The organism is Rhizobium binxianense (assembly GCF_028994275.1).
Taxonomy (GTDB): Bacteria; Pseudomonadota; Alphaproteobacteria; order Rhizobiales; family Rhizobiaceae; genus Rhizobium; species Rhizobium binxianense.
In genome coordinates this window covers 1,381,236-1,396,149 of record NZ_CP118713.1, presented here as the reverse complement: position 1 = coordinate 1,396,149, position 14,914 = coordinate 1,381,236, and the positions used below count along the sequence as shown (strand labels likewise).

The 14,914-nt window shown below is 61.7% G+C and carries 18 protein-coding genes; 7 read left to right on the top strand and 11 right to left on the bottom strand.

Annotated features, from left to right (window positions below; translation table 11 throughout):
* Nucleotides 1–42: 42 nt before the first annotated feature.
* From PO860_RS06975 to PO860_RS06950, 6 genes are all read right to left on the bottom strand, one after another.
* A complete protein-coding gene (locus PO860_RS06975; RefSeq protein ID WP_273881961.1) occupies nucleotides 43–924 on the bottom strand; it encodes a hypothetical protein in 882 nt (293 codons plus the stop codon).
* Between the two features lie 107 nt (nucleotides 925–1,031).
* The gene (locus PO860_RS06970) at nucleotides 1,032–1,346 is read right to left on the bottom strand and encodes a hypothetical protein (protein ID WP_273881962.1); all 315 of its coding nucleotides are present in this window, start codon (nucleotides 1,344–1,346) and stop codon (nucleotides 1,032–1,034) included.
* A 103-nt stretch (nucleotides 1,347–1,449) separates the two neighbouring features.
* A complete protein-coding gene (locus tag PO860_RS06965) occupies nucleotides 1,450–2,043 on the bottom strand; it encodes a BA14K family protein (RefSeq protein WP_272784401.1) in 594 nt (197 codons plus the stop codon).
* Nucleotides 2,040–2,207, bottom strand: coding sequence for a hypothetical protein (locus PO860_RS06960; protein WP_183607649.1), 168 nt, complete (start codon nucleotides 2,205–2,207; stop codon nucleotides 2,040–2,042). The genes PO860_RS06965 and PO860_RS06960 overlap by 4 nt, the downstream gene beginning before the upstream one ends.
* 49 nt (nucleotides 2,208–2,256) lie before the next feature.
* Nucleotides 2,257–3,078 (bottom strand): DUF1236 domain-containing protein, encoded by an 822-nt coding sequence (locus PO860_RS06955; protein ID WP_272784400.1) that lies wholly within the window; start codon nucleotides 3,076–3,078, stop codon nucleotides 2,257–2,259.
* Nucleotides 3,079–3,193: 115 nt separating this feature from the next.
* The gene (locus tag PO860_RS06950) at nucleotides 3,194–3,592 is read right to left on the bottom strand and encodes a DUF1236 domain-containing protein (protein ID WP_273881963.1); all 399 of its coding nucleotides are present in this window, start codon (nucleotides 3,590–3,592) and stop codon (nucleotides 3,194–3,196) included.
* 199 nt (nucleotides 3,593–3,791) lie between these two features.
* On the opposite strand from PO860_RS06950, the gene PO860_RS06945 reads away from it, so the two are divergent.
* Nucleotides 3,792–4,061, top strand: a complete 270-nt coding sequence (locus tag PO860_RS06945; protein ID WP_273881964.1) for a hypothetical protein — start codon at nucleotides 3,792–3,794, stop codon at nucleotides 4,059–4,061.
* A gap of 75 nt (nucleotides 4,062–4,136) precedes the next feature.
* Here the strand turns inward: PO860_RS06945 and PO860_RS06940 are convergent, their stop codons facing one another.
* Entirely contained in the window at nucleotides 4,137–5,027 is an 891-nt protein-coding gene (locus tag PO860_RS06940; RefSeq protein ID WP_273885241.1) for a class I SAM-dependent methyltransferase, read from the bottom strand.
* Nucleotides 5,028–5,161: 134 nt separating this feature from the next.
* On the opposite strand from PO860_RS06940, the gene PO860_RS06935 reads away from it, so the two are divergent.
* The 3 genes from PO860_RS06935 to PO860_RS06925 all read left to right on the top strand — a co-directional run bounded on the left by PO860_RS06935 (nucleotide 5,162) and on the right by PO860_RS06925 (nucleotide 7,428).
* Nucleotides 5,162–5,338, top strand: a complete 177-nt coding sequence (locus tag PO860_RS06935) for a hypothetical protein (RefSeq protein WP_272784398.1) — start codon at nucleotides 5,162–5,164, stop codon at nucleotides 5,336–5,338.
* A gap of 75 nt (nucleotides 5,339–5,413) precedes the next feature.
* Complete coding sequence (locus PO860_RS06930) at nucleotides 5,414–6,802, top strand: sensor histidine kinase (RefSeq protein ID WP_272784397.1); 1,389 nt, start codon at nucleotides 5,414–5,416, stop codon at nucleotides 6,800–6,802.
* 2 nt (nucleotides 6,803–6,804) lie between these two features.
* Nucleotides 6,805–7,428, top strand: coding sequence for a response regulator (locus PO860_RS06925; RefSeq protein ID WP_272784396.1), 624 nt, complete (start codon nucleotides 6,805–6,807; stop codon nucleotides 7,426–7,428).
* 108 nt (nucleotides 7,429–7,536) lie between these two features.
* Here the strand turns inward: PO860_RS06925 and PO860_RS06920 are convergent, their stop codons facing one another.
* Nucleotides 7,537–8,076: a hypothetical protein gene (locus PO860_RS06920; protein ID WP_272784395.1), complete on the bottom strand. Its 540-nt coding sequence runs from the start codon at nucleotides 8,074–8,076 to the stop codon at nucleotides 7,537–7,539.
* A gap of 280 nt (nucleotides 8,077–8,356) precedes the next feature.
* Here PO860_RS06920 and PO860_RS06915 point away from each other — a divergent pair, with 280 nt between their 5' ends.
* From PO860_RS06915 to PO860_RS06905, 3 genes are all read left to right on the top strand, one after another.
* Nucleotides 8,357–8,854 carry a hypothetical protein gene (locus tag PO860_RS06915; protein WP_273885309.1) on the top strand — a complete coding sequence of 166 codons (498 nt, stop codon included), beginning with the start codon at nucleotides 8,357–8,359 and terminating at the stop codon, nucleotides 8,852–8,854.
* A 28-nt stretch (nucleotides 8,855–8,882) separates the two neighbouring features.
* The gene (gene xth / locus PO860_RS06910; RefSeq protein ID WP_273885239.1) at nucleotides 8,883–9,677 is read left to right on the top strand and encodes an exodeoxyribonuclease III; all 795 of its coding nucleotides are present in this window, start codon (nucleotides 8,883–8,885) and stop codon (nucleotides 9,675–9,677) included.
* 86 nt (nucleotides 9,678–9,763) lie between these two features.
* Nucleotides 9,764–9,946, top strand: a complete 183-nt coding sequence (locus tag PO860_RS06905) for a hypothetical protein (RefSeq protein ID WP_183607659.1) — start codon at nucleotides 9,764–9,766, stop codon at nucleotides 9,944–9,946.
* Nucleotides 9,947–9,977: 31 nt separating this feature from the next.
* On the opposite strand, the gene PO860_RS06900 is transcribed toward PO860_RS06905, so the two are convergent.
* Genes PO860_RS06900 through PO860_RS06890 form a run of 3 tightly spaced genes read right to left on the bottom strand, consistent with a single transcriptional unit; the run spans nucleotide 9,978 to nucleotide 14,914 of the window.
* Nucleotides 9,978–12,059: an FAD-dependent oxidoreductase gene (locus tag PO860_RS06900; protein WP_273885238.1), complete on the bottom strand. Its 2,082-nt coding sequence runs from the start codon at nucleotides 12,057–12,059 to the stop codon at nucleotides 9,978–9,980.
* Nucleotides 12,056–13,234, bottom strand: coding sequence for a Gfo/Idh/MocA family protein (locus PO860_RS06895; protein WP_272784391.1), 1,179 nt, complete (start codon nucleotides 13,232–13,234; stop codon nucleotides 12,056–12,058). The genes PO860_RS06900 and PO860_RS06895 overlap by 4 nt, the downstream gene beginning before the upstream one ends.
* A 24-nt stretch (nucleotides 13,235–13,258) precedes the next feature.
* On the bottom strand, nucleotides 13,259–14,914 hold the full coding sequence (locus tag PO860_RS06890) for a GMC family oxidoreductase (RefSeq protein ID WP_272784390.1): 1,656 nt from the start codon (nucleotides 14,912–14,914) through the stop codon (nucleotides 13,259–13,261).

The following is a 14,914-nucleotide window of genomic DNA, read 5'->3' as shown; positions in this document are numbered from 1 at the left end:
GGCCAGCCGCGCAACTTGTTCCACTGAGCAAGAGTGCCGCGGTCACGACGTCTTGGCGCGCCTCCTGGCTTCGCGCGATCTTGCCGTCCGACGGGCGGGTCTGAGTTCCTCGATCGTCGGCAGCCACCACTCGGCGTCCTCAGCCGGAGGCATCTTCGCAGGCCAAGTGCGGACGAGTTCTTCAAGCGTCGGCACCCGCCAATGTCCCCAGACGTGATCTTCGGTCGCGCCCGGATAGAAGTCGGCAACAACGTCCGGATCGACCAGTTCGCCGGATATTTCAGTAAGGACGACAATTCCATAGGCGACGGCCACCGGCCGGCCGATCGGCGGCAAATCGTCGCTTGGAAGCGGGTAACGATGGCGCTTTCGTTCCGCAGAGCGGAGCCGGCTGCGGATCTCCTGCTCGGTCCCTTTCCGCTCCTCGGCCCGCCGCCGTCTCTCCTCCGGCTCGTTTCTGCGGGCAGCCGCTTCGATTTCAGGCCATCGACGTCTGAGGTCCTCATAGGATCGGAAGGGAACGTGCCAAATCCTGAGATCGCCGTCCCAGCGTGAGAATGGCACTTCGCGCAGTTCGTCGACGACGGTTTTTGAATAGGGCGTGCGGATGCGAAAGCCTGCCTTACCGAGTTCAAGGTATGGACTATCGATCGGATCGAAGGTGAAAGCGTCGCGTCCCTTCGCATCCGCATGGGCGTCGGCCTCGGCCTCCAGCTCGGCAAGCCATCGCCCGATGCGGCGAGACGCCGTCCGCCCGGGAACGAACCAGGCCTTGCGGACATCGTTCCAGCGGGCACGGGGAAAGCGCTTGCGGAACTGTTCGACGGTCATCCTGTCGTAAGGGAAGGCAATGTCGGCGCCGGGCTTCGGGTCATCTTCGGCGGGCGCCTCGTCATGGTCAGCGCGGGATTTCGTTTCGGTCATGGAAAGAGAACGCTCTCGCGACGGGAACGGTTTCCGCTGAGGCATTCGGTGCACGGATCAGACGACGCCGAGGCCGCAGCCCCGATAAGATCGCGGGCGATCTCTCCTCAGTGGATAGTCTTCGGCAACTTTTCCGCATGCGAGATGTCCTGGAGCGTCGCCATAAGCTTTTCGAATTCGGTCAGGACACGATTGAATTCAACGTCCTGCATGTTGGCGATTTCCGAAATCGTCGAGGAAACGGATGCGATAAGCCTGTCGATCCAAACGCAACGGTCGGCCGGCACATTGCCGAGAGCCTCCTGTCGATGCGTCTTCAGCTCGCGGAGGATCCGAATGATCAGGGCTCCGCGCTCGGCCCGGCTCAAGAACCGGAGCCTTGTCTGCGCCCGTTGAATTTCCGTTATCAGCGTCGTCGCCATCCCTGCTCTCCGACCCAACGAAACCGAATATCACAACCGCAGCGTTTGTAATACGGACTTTGGTCTGACTGCAACTCAGCGCGTTGGCAAACACCGGCTACGATCAATTATTCGTGGCGATGATAACCGGTGCTTCGCAGGTGCGCCGCGGCCCGTCCCATGGCTGATAGCTATTGTCTTCCGGTCGATACGACCGGTAACGAGCAGCGCACCAGGTCGCCGCCTGTGCATTCACTTTCACGCCGACGCTCCCATCGGCCTCGGCGACAGTCTGCTGATACGGCGAAGAGCAGGTGCGGATCTCGCCGCTAAAGGATCGATAGCTGTTGGCCGCAGGATCGAAGGAGCGATAGCGCTGCGCGCACCAGGCAAGATGCTCGGTCGAAAATTTCGGCTGCGGTGTCTGACGTGCGGTTGACGGGCCGGTATACGCCGGCTTCGCCCCGGCCGTCATGCTTGCCGTCGTGATGGCCGGCGCCTCGGTGACATAGCTGGAATAGAGAGGCGCAATTCGTTCATAACCCTGCCGCTGATGGTCGACTTTCACCGGATTCGTCGTCCAGAGATCGGGCTCTGCAAGATCGTGGAAGGCATGAGATTTGGGATCCGCCACGACGTGGGAGGCAACCGATGCGGCGGCGATACAGGCCCCGACCGAGCTGACAATGCCGAAGGCGACGGATGCGAGCGCGTTCATTTTCCCGCCCCCTGCTGTTGAGCCTGCGGAACCCAGACGCGGCCGGCAGCGTGGCTATCCCGGCCGCCGGTCACAACGAGCATGGCGAGAATGCCGGCGATGGCCAGCAGGATGGCGATCAGAGGCATCGCCAGACCAGCGGATTTCTCTTCTGAATAGATCATGTTTCCTCTCCTCGCCCTCGGTGGCGGAGGCCGCCGAGGGCGCCGGCTGTCATGCCGAAATGATGTAGACGATCGTGAAGGCGGAAGGATCGACGATGACGATCCGGCCGTCCGCGAGAATGAAGAAGCGGTAGGCCTTGTACTGCGGTACGATCTTGATGATGCGCGGCGGCAGCGGCTCGAGCCGGATCTTCTTCGGGATGGTCGTGCCGACCGAGACCGTGAAGTCCGCTTCCCGAACCGGCTCGACATGAACTTCCTTCACGACGCTGCGGATTTCCGTCTGCTGCTCGACGGAGATGTTCACGTTGGTCGTGGTGTTCGTCTCGGTCTTCGTGGTGTTTTTCGTGTTGCTGTCGACCGATGTGTTGTTGGTTTCGACGTTGGTCTTGCTGTTCGACTGGGTTTCGGTCGAACCGCCGGAGGACTTGGCGGCGGCGCCGGATTTTTCAGTCTCGCCGGTCGATGTGCCGGTGTCCTGGCTGCCGCCAGGCTTCTGGCTTTCCGTCGAGGTTTGTCCCGGCTTGGATGTCTTCGAGCTGTCAGAGCCGGACGGCGTCTTGGCGCCTGGCTCGGGTGCCGTCTGCCCGGAAGATCCCTCCGTGGCGGTTCCGGAGGATGCGCCCGACGCGCTGTCGTCGGAACCCGAAGGCTGCTGCGTGCCCTGACCGGTCGAGGCTCCCGCGCCACCCGAGGCGGCACCGCTCGCATCCGGCTGCTGGGTCGTCGCACCGCCGCTGGACTGGCCGCTTTGGGCAGCACCTTTCTTGGGAAGGATCGGCGCATCCTGCGCCGAGGCGGAGATGATGCCGACCGGTGAAACGCCGATCGAGAGTGCTGTCATCAGGACGGTAAATGTCTTGGTTTTCATAATAATCTCTCTGCTTTGGCCGCACGACGACACTGCCGGCCGTCGTGCGGCGGTTATCAGACTCTGTACGATGATCTGGGGAAGAAAGACGCGGCAGGGCCGCGTGGAGGTCAGGTCACTTGATGACCTGGATCACCTTGCGTGACGACGGTTCGACGATGATACGTTGATCATTGACCACCGCATAGGCATAAGTCGGATCATCGGGAATAGGCGTGACGACGACCGTCTCCGGAAGCGGCTGGCCGACGACAATCTTTTCCTTCACGACCACCCGGGTCGACGGTGCCGGAGCCTCGCGGACATAGGTGACGACCTTTTGCGGCGGCGGATCGATCGCGGTGCCGACGATTGCACCGGCAACGCCGCCGACGGCAGCTCCGACGGGACCGCCGACGATTGCCCCGGTGACCGCGCCACCGGCCGCACCGTTGACAGTCGATGACTGGGCGAATGCGGCGCCCGACATCAGAGTCACGGCGGTTGCCGCAGCTACGATAAGTTTGGAGAGCATTGTTTTCCTCCTTCTGTTGGAGCGGCCTTGGTGACCGCTGCCAAACCAACTAGGTGGAGGCGCGGTCGTTCCACGCCCCGGACCTCAGTCCGATGGATCCCAGCCTTTGGTCCTAAACGCATTTCAATGTCCGTTGCCGCCGCTATTTCAGGATCGGAAGGCCGCGTCATCGAGGGGCACAGGCAGGAGGCTGAATGTGATGGCAAGATCCAATCGCCGGGAAGCTGGCCGCAGGCGCCTGGCGATGCGTCTGCCGCTGATCATGGAAGCGCGCGGCCCGTGGCAGCTCGAGCTCTTCGAGGCCTATCAGATGGCCCTCGAGGTGCGCGACGCTGTTCAAAGGCGACGGGTCAATGCGAACATTGTGCGGGAATATGACAAGACCTGTTTCGAAATCGAGCAGCACGTCATCCGTGCGATCCACGAACCTTCTCACGCGAACGAGCAGAAGGCCGGCGAGCCGTCATAGCTCGCCGGGCAGACCTTTCTCACCATTTCATTTGAAGGAACCCGGTGTTTGGCCCACCAGCCTCGCCGAAGCCGATTACGCAGCGCGGCCGGCAACCACCAGTGCGCTCATGCTGCCGCTGGGACAAGCTCCATGCCGCGCTTCCAGTCGCTCGGCCACCGCGTCGACGATCTCGGACATGCGCTCCGGCGCCCGCCATTCGATCTCTCCGCGGAGCAGCGTTCCCTGGCAAAACGCGGCTGCGACGTCGTGCGCGCTGGCCGCGACCGATGTCAATTCGAGCCGATCGCAGGTCACCGCCTTAAATCCCGCCGAAGACATTTGCGCCTTGATCGGGCCGGGGTCGAAGTAGGAATATGGCAAGCGCCTCAGAAAATCCGGGGGATCCGACGGGAAGAGGCTCGCCAGACAGTCGTCCACACATCGTGCAAAGTCGTTGGCCTCGATTGAATCCCACGTCGAGAACAGAAAACGGCCTTTGCTGCGCAACACTCTTTCAGCCTCTCCATAGGCTTTCACCTTATCAGGAAAGAACATTGCGCCGAACTGGCAGATGACGAGATCGAACATCTCGGGCGCGAATGGGAGATTTTGTGCATCGGCGTGCATCCAATGAGTCCGCGACATCGTCACCGATGGCGCACCGACGTCGATCATCGCCTGGCTGAGATCGGTAGCAACGATCTCCGTCGGCGGATCAAGCGTCGCGCGCAGAGCACGCGTCAAGGCACCCGTCCCCGCCGCAACCTCAAGAACACTGCCAGGTTTCGATCGGTCGGCGAGGATCGCCATCTCCGCCGCATAGGGCTCGAAGAGGATCGGCACGAGAAGGGCCTGGTAAAGACCGGCGACAGCTTCGTCAAATGAAGAACTGGCATCAAATGGAGAACTGGCAAATGCCGCCTGGGCACTGTCTTTGACGTCGGCAGAAATTGTCACGTGCAAATCTCCAAAGCCCCGGGCCATTCAGTCCTGAAATATGACTGAATCCGCCGACGTCTACGGGGGTCGGACCTAGGTCCCAGACTCGTCGGACCGAAGTCCCGAGAGTGGAACGTGCACAGGACCGTGCCGTTTCAAGGGACGAAGGAGATCCTGATATGACCCAGAGCAACAGATCCCGAGTGAATGACGCTTGCAATGTGTCCGTCATCGCCCTTGTCGTCGTTCTTGCCGCCCTTTTGTACGTCTTCGGCGCAGCCATGTCGGGCGATACGCTCCAATTGACCAAAAGCATAAGAGGCGCTGAAATCTTCGATACGAGGGATGTACCCTGATGCTGTCTGGGATACTGTCTGGAAAAAATTCGAGGAAGCGATAGGTTACTCGGCAAGGCTCTTACCGGTATCAAAATGAATTGGCTTCGCCGCTGGAATGCCCGCTCACTCGCCTCCCAATTCTTCATCGCGGGTGGGCTCATATCAATCGCCGCCATGTTTCTGGTAGGCATTCTCGTTACCCACCTCATAGAGGAGGCGGTCATCCACAATTCCGGCGCGGCGACGGCGCTCTATGTGGACAGCGTGGTCGCGCCGCTGCTTCCCGACATGCAAAAGGCGTCATTGCTGGACGAAGGCAGCGCTCAGGCTCTGGACGAAACGCTCGGTCAGGGCGCGCTCGGCAGGCGTCTTGTTTCGTTCAAGTTGTGGCGAAGCGACGGCACCATCCTCTATTCGAATGAGAAGGGGCTGGTGGGCAGGACGTTTGCGGTCAACGACAAGCTCCGTAGCGCATTCGCGGGGTCGCTGGTCGCGCGCTACGAGATCGCCAGCGATCCGGAAAGCAGCGAGGAGCGTGCACTCGGCAAGCCGCTGATGGAAATATACAACCCGGTGCTCCAGCCATGGTCCGGACAGGCGGTCGCCGTCATCGAATTCTACGAGACGGCGGAAGGATTGAGCGACAGTCTGGCCCATGCCAGGCTGCGCAGCTGGGCCGCCGTCGCCGCTCTCACGGCAATCTTTTTCCTTATTCTCTCCGTCCTGGTGTTTCGGGTTAGCCGCACAATAGAAGCGCAACGCAGGGATCTCAAAGAGCGGGTCAACGAGCTGTCTGCGCTGCTTTCGGAAAACCGCGGGCTTCAGCGGCGGCTGCAGCGCGCCTCACAGCGAGCAGCGGCGCTGAACGAAACATATCTGCGCAGCATCGGCGCCGATCTGCACGACGGTCCGGCCCAGCACATCGCCTATGCCTCTCTGCGCCTGGACAGCGACCTCTTGATCAACGCGTCGACCCAACCCGAAACGCGCGAAAAGGAGCTTGCCTGGATACGCTCGAGCCTTGCCGAGGCGATGACCGAGATCCGCAATATCTGCAGCGGACTGGTGCTCCCGCAGATCGAGAAGTCCTCGATCACCGAGATCGTCACACGGGTGGTCGAAGCGCATCAGCACAAGACCGAAACCCGTGTCGAAACTGTTATCGACGATGATGGACCTGAACTCGCTCCTGCCGTAAAGATCTGCATTTACCGTTTCGTTCAGGAAGCCTTGAACAACGCCTATCGTCATGGTGGGGGTATTCAGCAGGCGGTAAGAGCCGTCTCGCACAATGGTCACGTTCATGTCGAGGTCAGCGACCGCGGCGATGGCTTCGACCTGAGCGAGGTGGGGCCGACAAGCCTCGGCTTGGTGGGGCTTCGCGAACGCATCGACAGCTTGGGAGGATCCTTTGACGTCAAGACAGGCGAAGGAGGGACGACGGTGACCATGACATTCGAGCCTATGGAAGTGGGAGATTAGAGATGACATCCATCACCATCGGCGTCGTTGACGACCACCCGCTTTTTCGCGAAGGCGTAACGCGCAGCCTGTCGGAAATCACAGGCTTTGCCGTCGTTGGCGAAGGCGCGAGCAGCGACGATGCGGGAATGATCGCTTCGACCAGCCGCCCGGACATCATGCTCCTCGATGTCTCGATGCCCGGCGGCGGCCTGTCGGCGATCGGCAACGTGTTGACGCGCAGCCCGACAACGAAAGTGCTGATGTTGACGGTGTCCGAGGAGGTGGACACGCTGCTGGCCGCTTTGCAACAGGGCGCGATGGGCTATGTTCTCAAAGGTGTCGGCTCGCGTGGTCTCGCGGAAGCCATCCAAACAGTGCTGAGCGGATCACGCTATATCTCGCCGACGATGTCGACGAAGGTCATGGAGAGTTCGCTGCAGGGCGGCGCGTCCGAAAAAAACAGTCTGACGCCCCGGGAACGCGAGGTGATGGATCTGGTCTCGCAAGGCTTGTCAAACAAGCATATCGGTTTGCGTCTCAACCTGCAGGAAAAAACCGTGAAGCACCATATGACCCAGATTTTAAGCAAGCTCGGCGTCTCGAACAGGACTGAAGCGGCTCTCCAATGGCGCGAACGGCGCTAAAAACTCTTTGATTTTATGACTGTCGTGTTCCCGGAACTGCGGCACCCTTCCGGGCGACAGGCAGTGGGGCAGAACATCGTCCGCACCACTGACTTTGCGGCTCATGTTTTAGCGAAGGTAGCGGCTTAACCGGCGGGCATCGTTTGCCGTCGCTTGCCGGCTTATGATCGTCCTGCCTTTTCCGTCCTTCATGACGTAGCGGCCACTGCGCAGGGTTTCGGTAATGCCGTTCGCGTGCCGGACGTCGATCGAGCCATCGGAAGCTTCGGTTGCTCTTGCCCCCGACCCTTGTGTCGACCCTGTGGAAGCGGAAGAGGATCCGGTGCTGCTGCTGGAGTTCCCATTTCCTGAACCGTTACTGCCGCCGCCGCCACCGTTGCCATTCCCGCCACCATTGCCGTTCCCGCCGCCGTTCCCCCCGCCGTTCCCGCCACCATTGCCGTTGCCACTCCCTCCCCCATTGCCGTTTCCATTACCGTTGCCGCCACCATTTCCATTCCCGTTATTGCCGTCCTTTGCCAACGCGCATCCTGCCGCCAGAACAGGAAGAGGGCCGTCGAGGTTCAATGTCACCGGTGATGCGGCAGCGAAGACGGCGACGGCCGCGCTGCCGCCCAGTCTCAGAAAATCGCGTTTCGAGAGAGTCATGCCGTAGCCTCGTCCGTCCGTTTTTCGCCGTTACCTATGCAATAGAGGCGCGTGACAATTTTCGCTGTTTAGTAGGCAGAATGCAACGGGACCTAGGTACTAGCAAAGACAGGACTTTGGTCCGGCTACCGATTGCCGGGGTGGATGCGCCAGCAAAGCGCAAACGATGTCATCGCGAGCGCCGGATTGCACAGCGCCGCATGGAGCGATGACGCATTTTTCTGGAACTTCTTTCCTTGTCGCCGATTTGATTGTCCAAGAGCAACGAGAGGAAACCCCAATGGCAAACCCGAACGAATCCCCCGCAGTTCAGTCCATGCGGAAAGAGCAGGCAGAGCAGCGGAAGCAGGGGCGAAGAAGCGATCTCACTCAAGCAATCGAGGATACCTTTCCCGCCTCTGACCCGGTGTCGGCCACCCACACCTCAATTCCTGCCGGCCGCAGCGACGTCGAGGCGGCTGAGCGGGTGAAGCGGGAGCCCGACCCAACCAAGCTGGACGAAGAGTTTCCGTTCGTCGATCGAGCCCTGCGCTCGACCGGCGAAACTACCGGCTCCTCCGAAGGATTCGATGGCGATCGCAAGGACATGCGCGCACTTCAGAAGGACGCTGGCCGGATCGCGGAGTCGGCTTCGGAACTGGCTTCCGGAACAGCCCGCCTGGCAAAGGCGGAAGCGCGCAGCTTCGTCCACGAGATCGAGGATCGCATACGCCGGCAGCCGCTGACATCAGTCGCGATCGTCGCCGGCATCGCCTTCGTCTTCGGTGCGAAGCGTTGAGGAGCCAGCCTCGACGTCCGGGATTGCAGTGAAAATCGCGACCTACAACGTCAATGGGATCAATGGGCGGTTGGCCATTCTGTTGCGCTGGCTGAAGGAGGACGCTCCCGATGTGGCCTGCCTCCAGGAACTGAAGACCGACGATGCCGGGTTTCCGCGAAAGGAGATCGAACGGGCCGGCTACGGCGCCGTCTGGCACGGACAGAGATCCTGGAACGGGGTCGCCATCCTGGCGAGGGGCAAGACTCCGATCCTGACGCGGCGCGGTCTTCCCGGCGATCCTCATGACACCCATCGCCGGTATATCGAAGCCGTCATCGACGGTATCGTCATCGGATGCCTATATCTGCCGAACGGCAATCCGTTCCCGAGTGTCAAGTTCGACTACAAGCTTAGCTGGTTCCGGCGGCTGCACGGCTACGCCGCCGAACTCCTCGAACTCGAGGTGCCTGCGATCCTGGCCGGTGACTTCAACGTCATGCCGACGGAGATCGACGTCTACAAACCGGAGCGCTGGCTGGACGATGCGCTCTTCAGGCCGGAGGTCCGCGCGGCCTATACTGATCTCGTCGCCCAGGGCTGGACCGACGCCGTCAGACATCTGCATCCGGGAGAGCGCGTCTACACTTTCTGGAAATACTGGCGGAACAGCTTCGAACGTGATGCGGGGCTGCGGATCGACCACGTCCTGCTCAGTCCAGCCATCGCGCCATGGCTTCGATCGGCAACCGTTCGGAGAAAGCCGCGAGGCTGGGAGCACACGAGCGACCATGCCCCCGTCATGATCGAACTCGACGTTCCCGAAGCTCAGACCAATCTATGAGCCGCGGTGCTCGGGCGCGGTCCGCAGAGGAGCGGGGGAACCCGGCCATATCGCCGGGAGTTTTCTTGTAAAGGGAGCTGACCGCAATGAACGAGAGCAAAAACTACCTGAACACCGACGAAATCCAGGCCGACGACCAGTTGTCGCCCAAGCCGGTCGAAGGAAAGGACCCGCCAAGGCGGGTGCAGAGAAGCGAGGAAGCCATCGCCGAAGGGTCCGACGATACCGAGCGCGTCCGGGTTCCGCCCCCGGTTCCGAACCCCGATTGATCGGCAGACCTGCACCCCGCGCGTGGCCGCCTCAGTCGTCGGCGAGATCATAGATGCGGCCCGTCAGCCAAGCCGGCCAATCCCGCTCGAAGAAGGACCTGGCGCTTTCATCGAACGTGCGGTTTGCCCGCGTCGACAGCCTGATCTCATCACCTTCGAGGCGAACGACGATCTGCTTGTCCCGATCTGCTTCGCGTTCTCTCCGGAAACGATATTCCTCCAACGGACCTGCGCTCGCCAGCGGCAAGGATCCGCCCTCGGCATCGCATATGGCGCGTGCCCCACGGCTGCCGCCGCCATTGCGAATGAAGAAGTCGAGCGCGCTGAGCACGGCTTCCGAGGCGAGCGCCATATGCCGCCATTGCACGCCTCGGACCGCCTCGGCTGCGCGACCGTAGGCGACCCCGCGAGCGCGAATGTCAGCATTCAGCTGCCGCGCCTCGTTCAAGGCTTGGGCGACGCTCTGCTGATCGCAGAGGATGCCGGCCTTCTCGCTCATTCGTGCCTGCACCTCCGAGCGGATCGATTTGACGGTGAGTGGGCTCGCGGTGCGAAGGGCGGCAAGGACGTCAATAATGCCTGCCTCTGCCGTACCGGTTATATCCTCTGTGGCCGTCCGCTTGGCCCTGCCGCTCGCGCTGATGTGCTCGGCCGCGCGGGTGCCGAAGACCTGCCCGGCGTTCAGCGCCGCTCCACCCGGTCTCGTCACTCCGTGAGTGCCCGCTGACTCCCCGACCGCGTAACAGCCGCCGAGATTGCTGCGACCCCAGGTGTCGACCATGATGCCGCCGTTCATGTGCTGGTTGTTGACCGCAAATTCCAGCGGCTCTTCGGCAATATCGATCTTATAGCGGCGGTAGAGCTCGATCGCGAGCGGGTTCATATGCTTCAAACGATCGATCGGCCTATCCTGGCCGGCACCGGCCTTGCCGAGATAGACGCCGACGTCTTCATCAAGCCTTTCCAGACTGAACGGCAGGTCGCCCGGCACCGGCAGCGGATTGCGATTGAAATCCATAAAGACGCGCCGCCCGGCGGCGGTTTCGCTCGATATGGCGAGATCCACCAGGCTTGAGCCGAATTCGAGCATGCGCGTCGCATGAAAGGGCCATTGATAGCCTTTACGGAAGACGTTCGATGCCAGCTCCTGAGTGCTGCGGTAATATTCTCCCAGGAAGTGATGCTCCACGCCTTTGCTATCGAGCGAGTAGATATGCGGGATTGCCTGGACATAGGTGCCAGACAGGTTCCATGGGAAGCCTTCCCGGCGCGTTCCGATGCCGAACTGGCTTTCGGTGAGGTTCACCAGCTCGACGCCGGCTTCCAGCGCCAATCCAAGACAGCCGAAGCAGCCGTTGGGATAAACGCTGTCGCGATAGAGTTCGCCCGGCCCGCCGGCCGCGAGGACGATCACGCCGCTGACGAACAGCGCGATACCCAGCGGATTCTGCTCCGTACGGTCGCCGGCGCGCATGACAAGTATGCCAACAACATGACGGCCAACCCCCTCACCCACAGTGAGGATCTTGACCGCCGTGGTCTGGTTGTAGAACGGCACGCCCAGCCGGATCGCCTCCTCGGCCAGCACCTTGACCATCAGGCGCGAGGTGCGCGGGCCGCAGCTGGTGGCGCGGCCGACCTCATCGTGATCGGTCTGGTATCTCAGCGTCCCACCAAGCGGATCCTGAGGCAGCGGCAGGCCTAAAAACTGCAGCGACGCCATCATCCGGGACGAGCCGACGGCCTCGACGTAAGCCGTGTCCTCGTCCATCGCGCCGCCGCTGCGGATGGCGCGGGCCATCGCCTTGTAACTGTCACCCTGATCGGCGGTGTTTGCCGTGTGCAGGGTCTGCTTGTCGGATCCCGAACAGGCCGAAGTTCCACCCCAGGCGCTTTGGCTGACGATGACGACGTCATCGCCGCGCCGCTTCAATTCCACCGCCGCCCGCAGACCTGCAGCACCCGATCCGACGACGACGCAACCGGCGCGATAGACCGGCACCTCGATGCCGGCGAGCGGGACCATTTCCCAAGAGGCGGCCTCGGGCGGCAGCCGCGGCATGTCGACATCGGTCAGTGCGTCAAGAATTTCCTGCGGAACGTCTATGGTCATTGGCGTTCAGCCAGCGGGATGTCGACCCAACGCCTCTCGCGGGAAGACTGCATGCATGCGTCGACGATCTGGCAGATGTGGTGGCCGGTCTCGAATGTCGGCCACATCGGCCTGTTGGCAACGATCGAGCGGATCACCTCGGCCGCTTCGATGATCTTGCTTTCATTGTAGCCCAAGCCGAAATTCGGCAGCGGAAGAAAAGCCCGAAAGGTCGGGTTCTCGGGCCCTACATCGATCTCCCGGAAGCCGCGCCGACCCGTCCGGTCGTCGTTGGAATAGAAGCGCAGCCGGTTTATCTCGTCATAGCTATAGGCGATGCTGCCTTTCGTTCCGTAGATTTCGTAGGTCTGCATGAACTTGCGGCCGGTCGCGACACGGCTGAAATCGACGATCCCGCCGGCGCCGTTTTCGAACCGGCAAAGCAGGTTCGTGGCGTCAGGATTGGTAATGTCTGCCCAGGACTCATCGCCTGTCAGTTTCACCTGCTCGCCATAGGCAAGGCCCCCGACGACGGGCCGGCGCGGCGTGACGATGAGGTTGTCGGCGATCAACGAGCTGACGCGGCCGACCAGGAAATCCATGAAGCTGAAGATGTGCGAGCCGGTGTCACCGACGATCCCGGTCGGCGCCAGCTCTCCATCGGCCCGCCACATGAAGGGGGCGTAGGGATCGCCATACATGTCGACATGCTGGCAGCCGCGGAACAGCTTGATGTCGCCGATTTCGTCGGATTGAATGATGTCTTTCGCCAGATCATGGACGGGGTTTCGGGGAAAGGCGTGTCCGACACGGGTAATCACACCCTTTTCCCTGGCGATGTCGGCCAGTTCCCGCGCTTCGGCAGCGGTGTTTGCCAATGGCTTCTCGCAATAGACATGTTTGCCGGCCAGCAGCGCGGCCTTGGCCACCTCGTAGTGAAGATGATCAGGCAGGCAGATATCGATCAGATCGACATCAGGATCAGCGACCGCCAGTTTCCAATCCTGAAGAATCTTTGCACCCGGCGCCCTGTGGGCGAGATCCTCGGCTGCCGTCGAGGGGCCTTCGACGAGAGCGACGATCCGTGCCGTTCCGTCCGACACTCCGAAGAAATGGGGAAAGGCCTGATAGGCCATCGTGTGGACCTTTCCCATCCAGCCCGAGGCGCCAAGCACTGCAACTCTGACTTCAGACATTGTCGTCTCTCCTCTCGACAGGACTTACCGGATTTCGGCGCGGGCCCGAGGCCTCGCATCGTTGCGTTCATAGGCGAAGATGGTGGGGGCAAGTGCCGGCAGGCCGCGAATGAGGTCCGATCCCTTTTCGCCGACCATGATTGTCGGAGCGTTGGTGTTGCAGGACGGCACGCGCGGCATGACGGATGAATCGCAGACCCTCAGGCCTTCCAGGCCATGGACCTTGAGATCAAGCCCGACAACCGCGTCCGGTCCCCTCCCCATCTTGCAGGTGCCGACCGGATGATGGTCGGTCTTGGCGTTGGCGCAGCCATAATCGAAAAGCTGCTCGTCGGTCATGACCTTCGGTCCGGGAAGCCGTTCGGCCATGACATAGGGCTTCAGCGCCGCCTGCTGCATGATCTCGCGTGCGAGCTTGAGCCCCTCCAGCGACATCGTCCTGTCATGGGGATCGGACCAGTAGTTGGGGTCGATCAAGGGAGCGGCAGCCGGGTCGGGGGATGACAGACGCACCGTCCCACGCGAGCGCGGATGCAGATAGGCGGAGTTGAGCGTCACGCCCGCGTTTTTCAGGCGCTCGACGCCTGCTTCGATGCCCGATCCCAGGCCAAGGTGGAACTGGATATCGGGAGAACGGGCTTCAGGATCGGCGTACCAGAAGCCGCCGGTCTCGAAGAGCGACGAGGCGACCGGACCGGTGCGGAACAGGACATATTGAAGCCCGGCCCAAAGTGTGCGGTGGAGCTTCGCGACACCGTCATAGGTGTGATCGCCGGTGCATTCGGAAATGACGAATAGATCCAGGTGATCCTGCAGGTTGCCGCCGACACCCGGCAGATCGTGCAGCACCTTGACGCCCACCGAGCGCAGATGGTCGGCCGGTCCGATGCCGGACTGCAGAAGCAGCTTCGGCGATCCGATCGCGCCCGATGAGACCAGCACTTCGCGATCAGCGCGGACGATCTCCTGGCCGCGCGCGCTCACGATCTCGACGCCTGTCGCACGGCCTCCTTCCACGATGATGCGTGCGACGCGCGCGCCCGTCCGGACCGTCAGGTTCTTGCGGTCCTTGATCGGCGAGAGATAGGCGAGCGAAGCCGACGACCGGCGGCGGTTGCGCTGCGTCAGCTGGTAAAATCCCACTCCGGCCTGCTGACGGCCGTTGAAATCGTGATTATAGGGAATGCCGAGCTCCTGCCCTGCGCGGATATAGGCGTCGCAGATCGGCAGCGCCGCTGCCGGCATCGAGACGCCGAGCGGACCGCCATAGGCGTGGTAGTCATCGGCGAAGCGTTGATTGTCCTCGGCGCGTTTGAAATAGGGTAGGATCGAACGGTAGTCCCAGCCCTCGCAACCGTCTTCTCGCGCCCAGAGGTCATAATCCGCGGCGTTTCCGCGGGTATAGAGCTGCGCGTTGATCGACGAGCCGCCGCCGATGACCTTTGCCTGCGTATAACGAAGCACCCGGCCTTTCATGTGCTTCTGGGGAACGGTTTCCCATCCCCAGCTGGCGACACCTTTGGTCATCTTGGCGAAGCCGGCCGGCATATGAAAAAGCGGATTCCAATCACCGCCACCCGCCTCGAGCAGGAGCACGTTGACATCGGGATCTTCGCTCAGGCGGCTTGCCAGAACGCAACCTGCCGGACCGGCGCCGGTGATGATGTAATCAAATCCCAT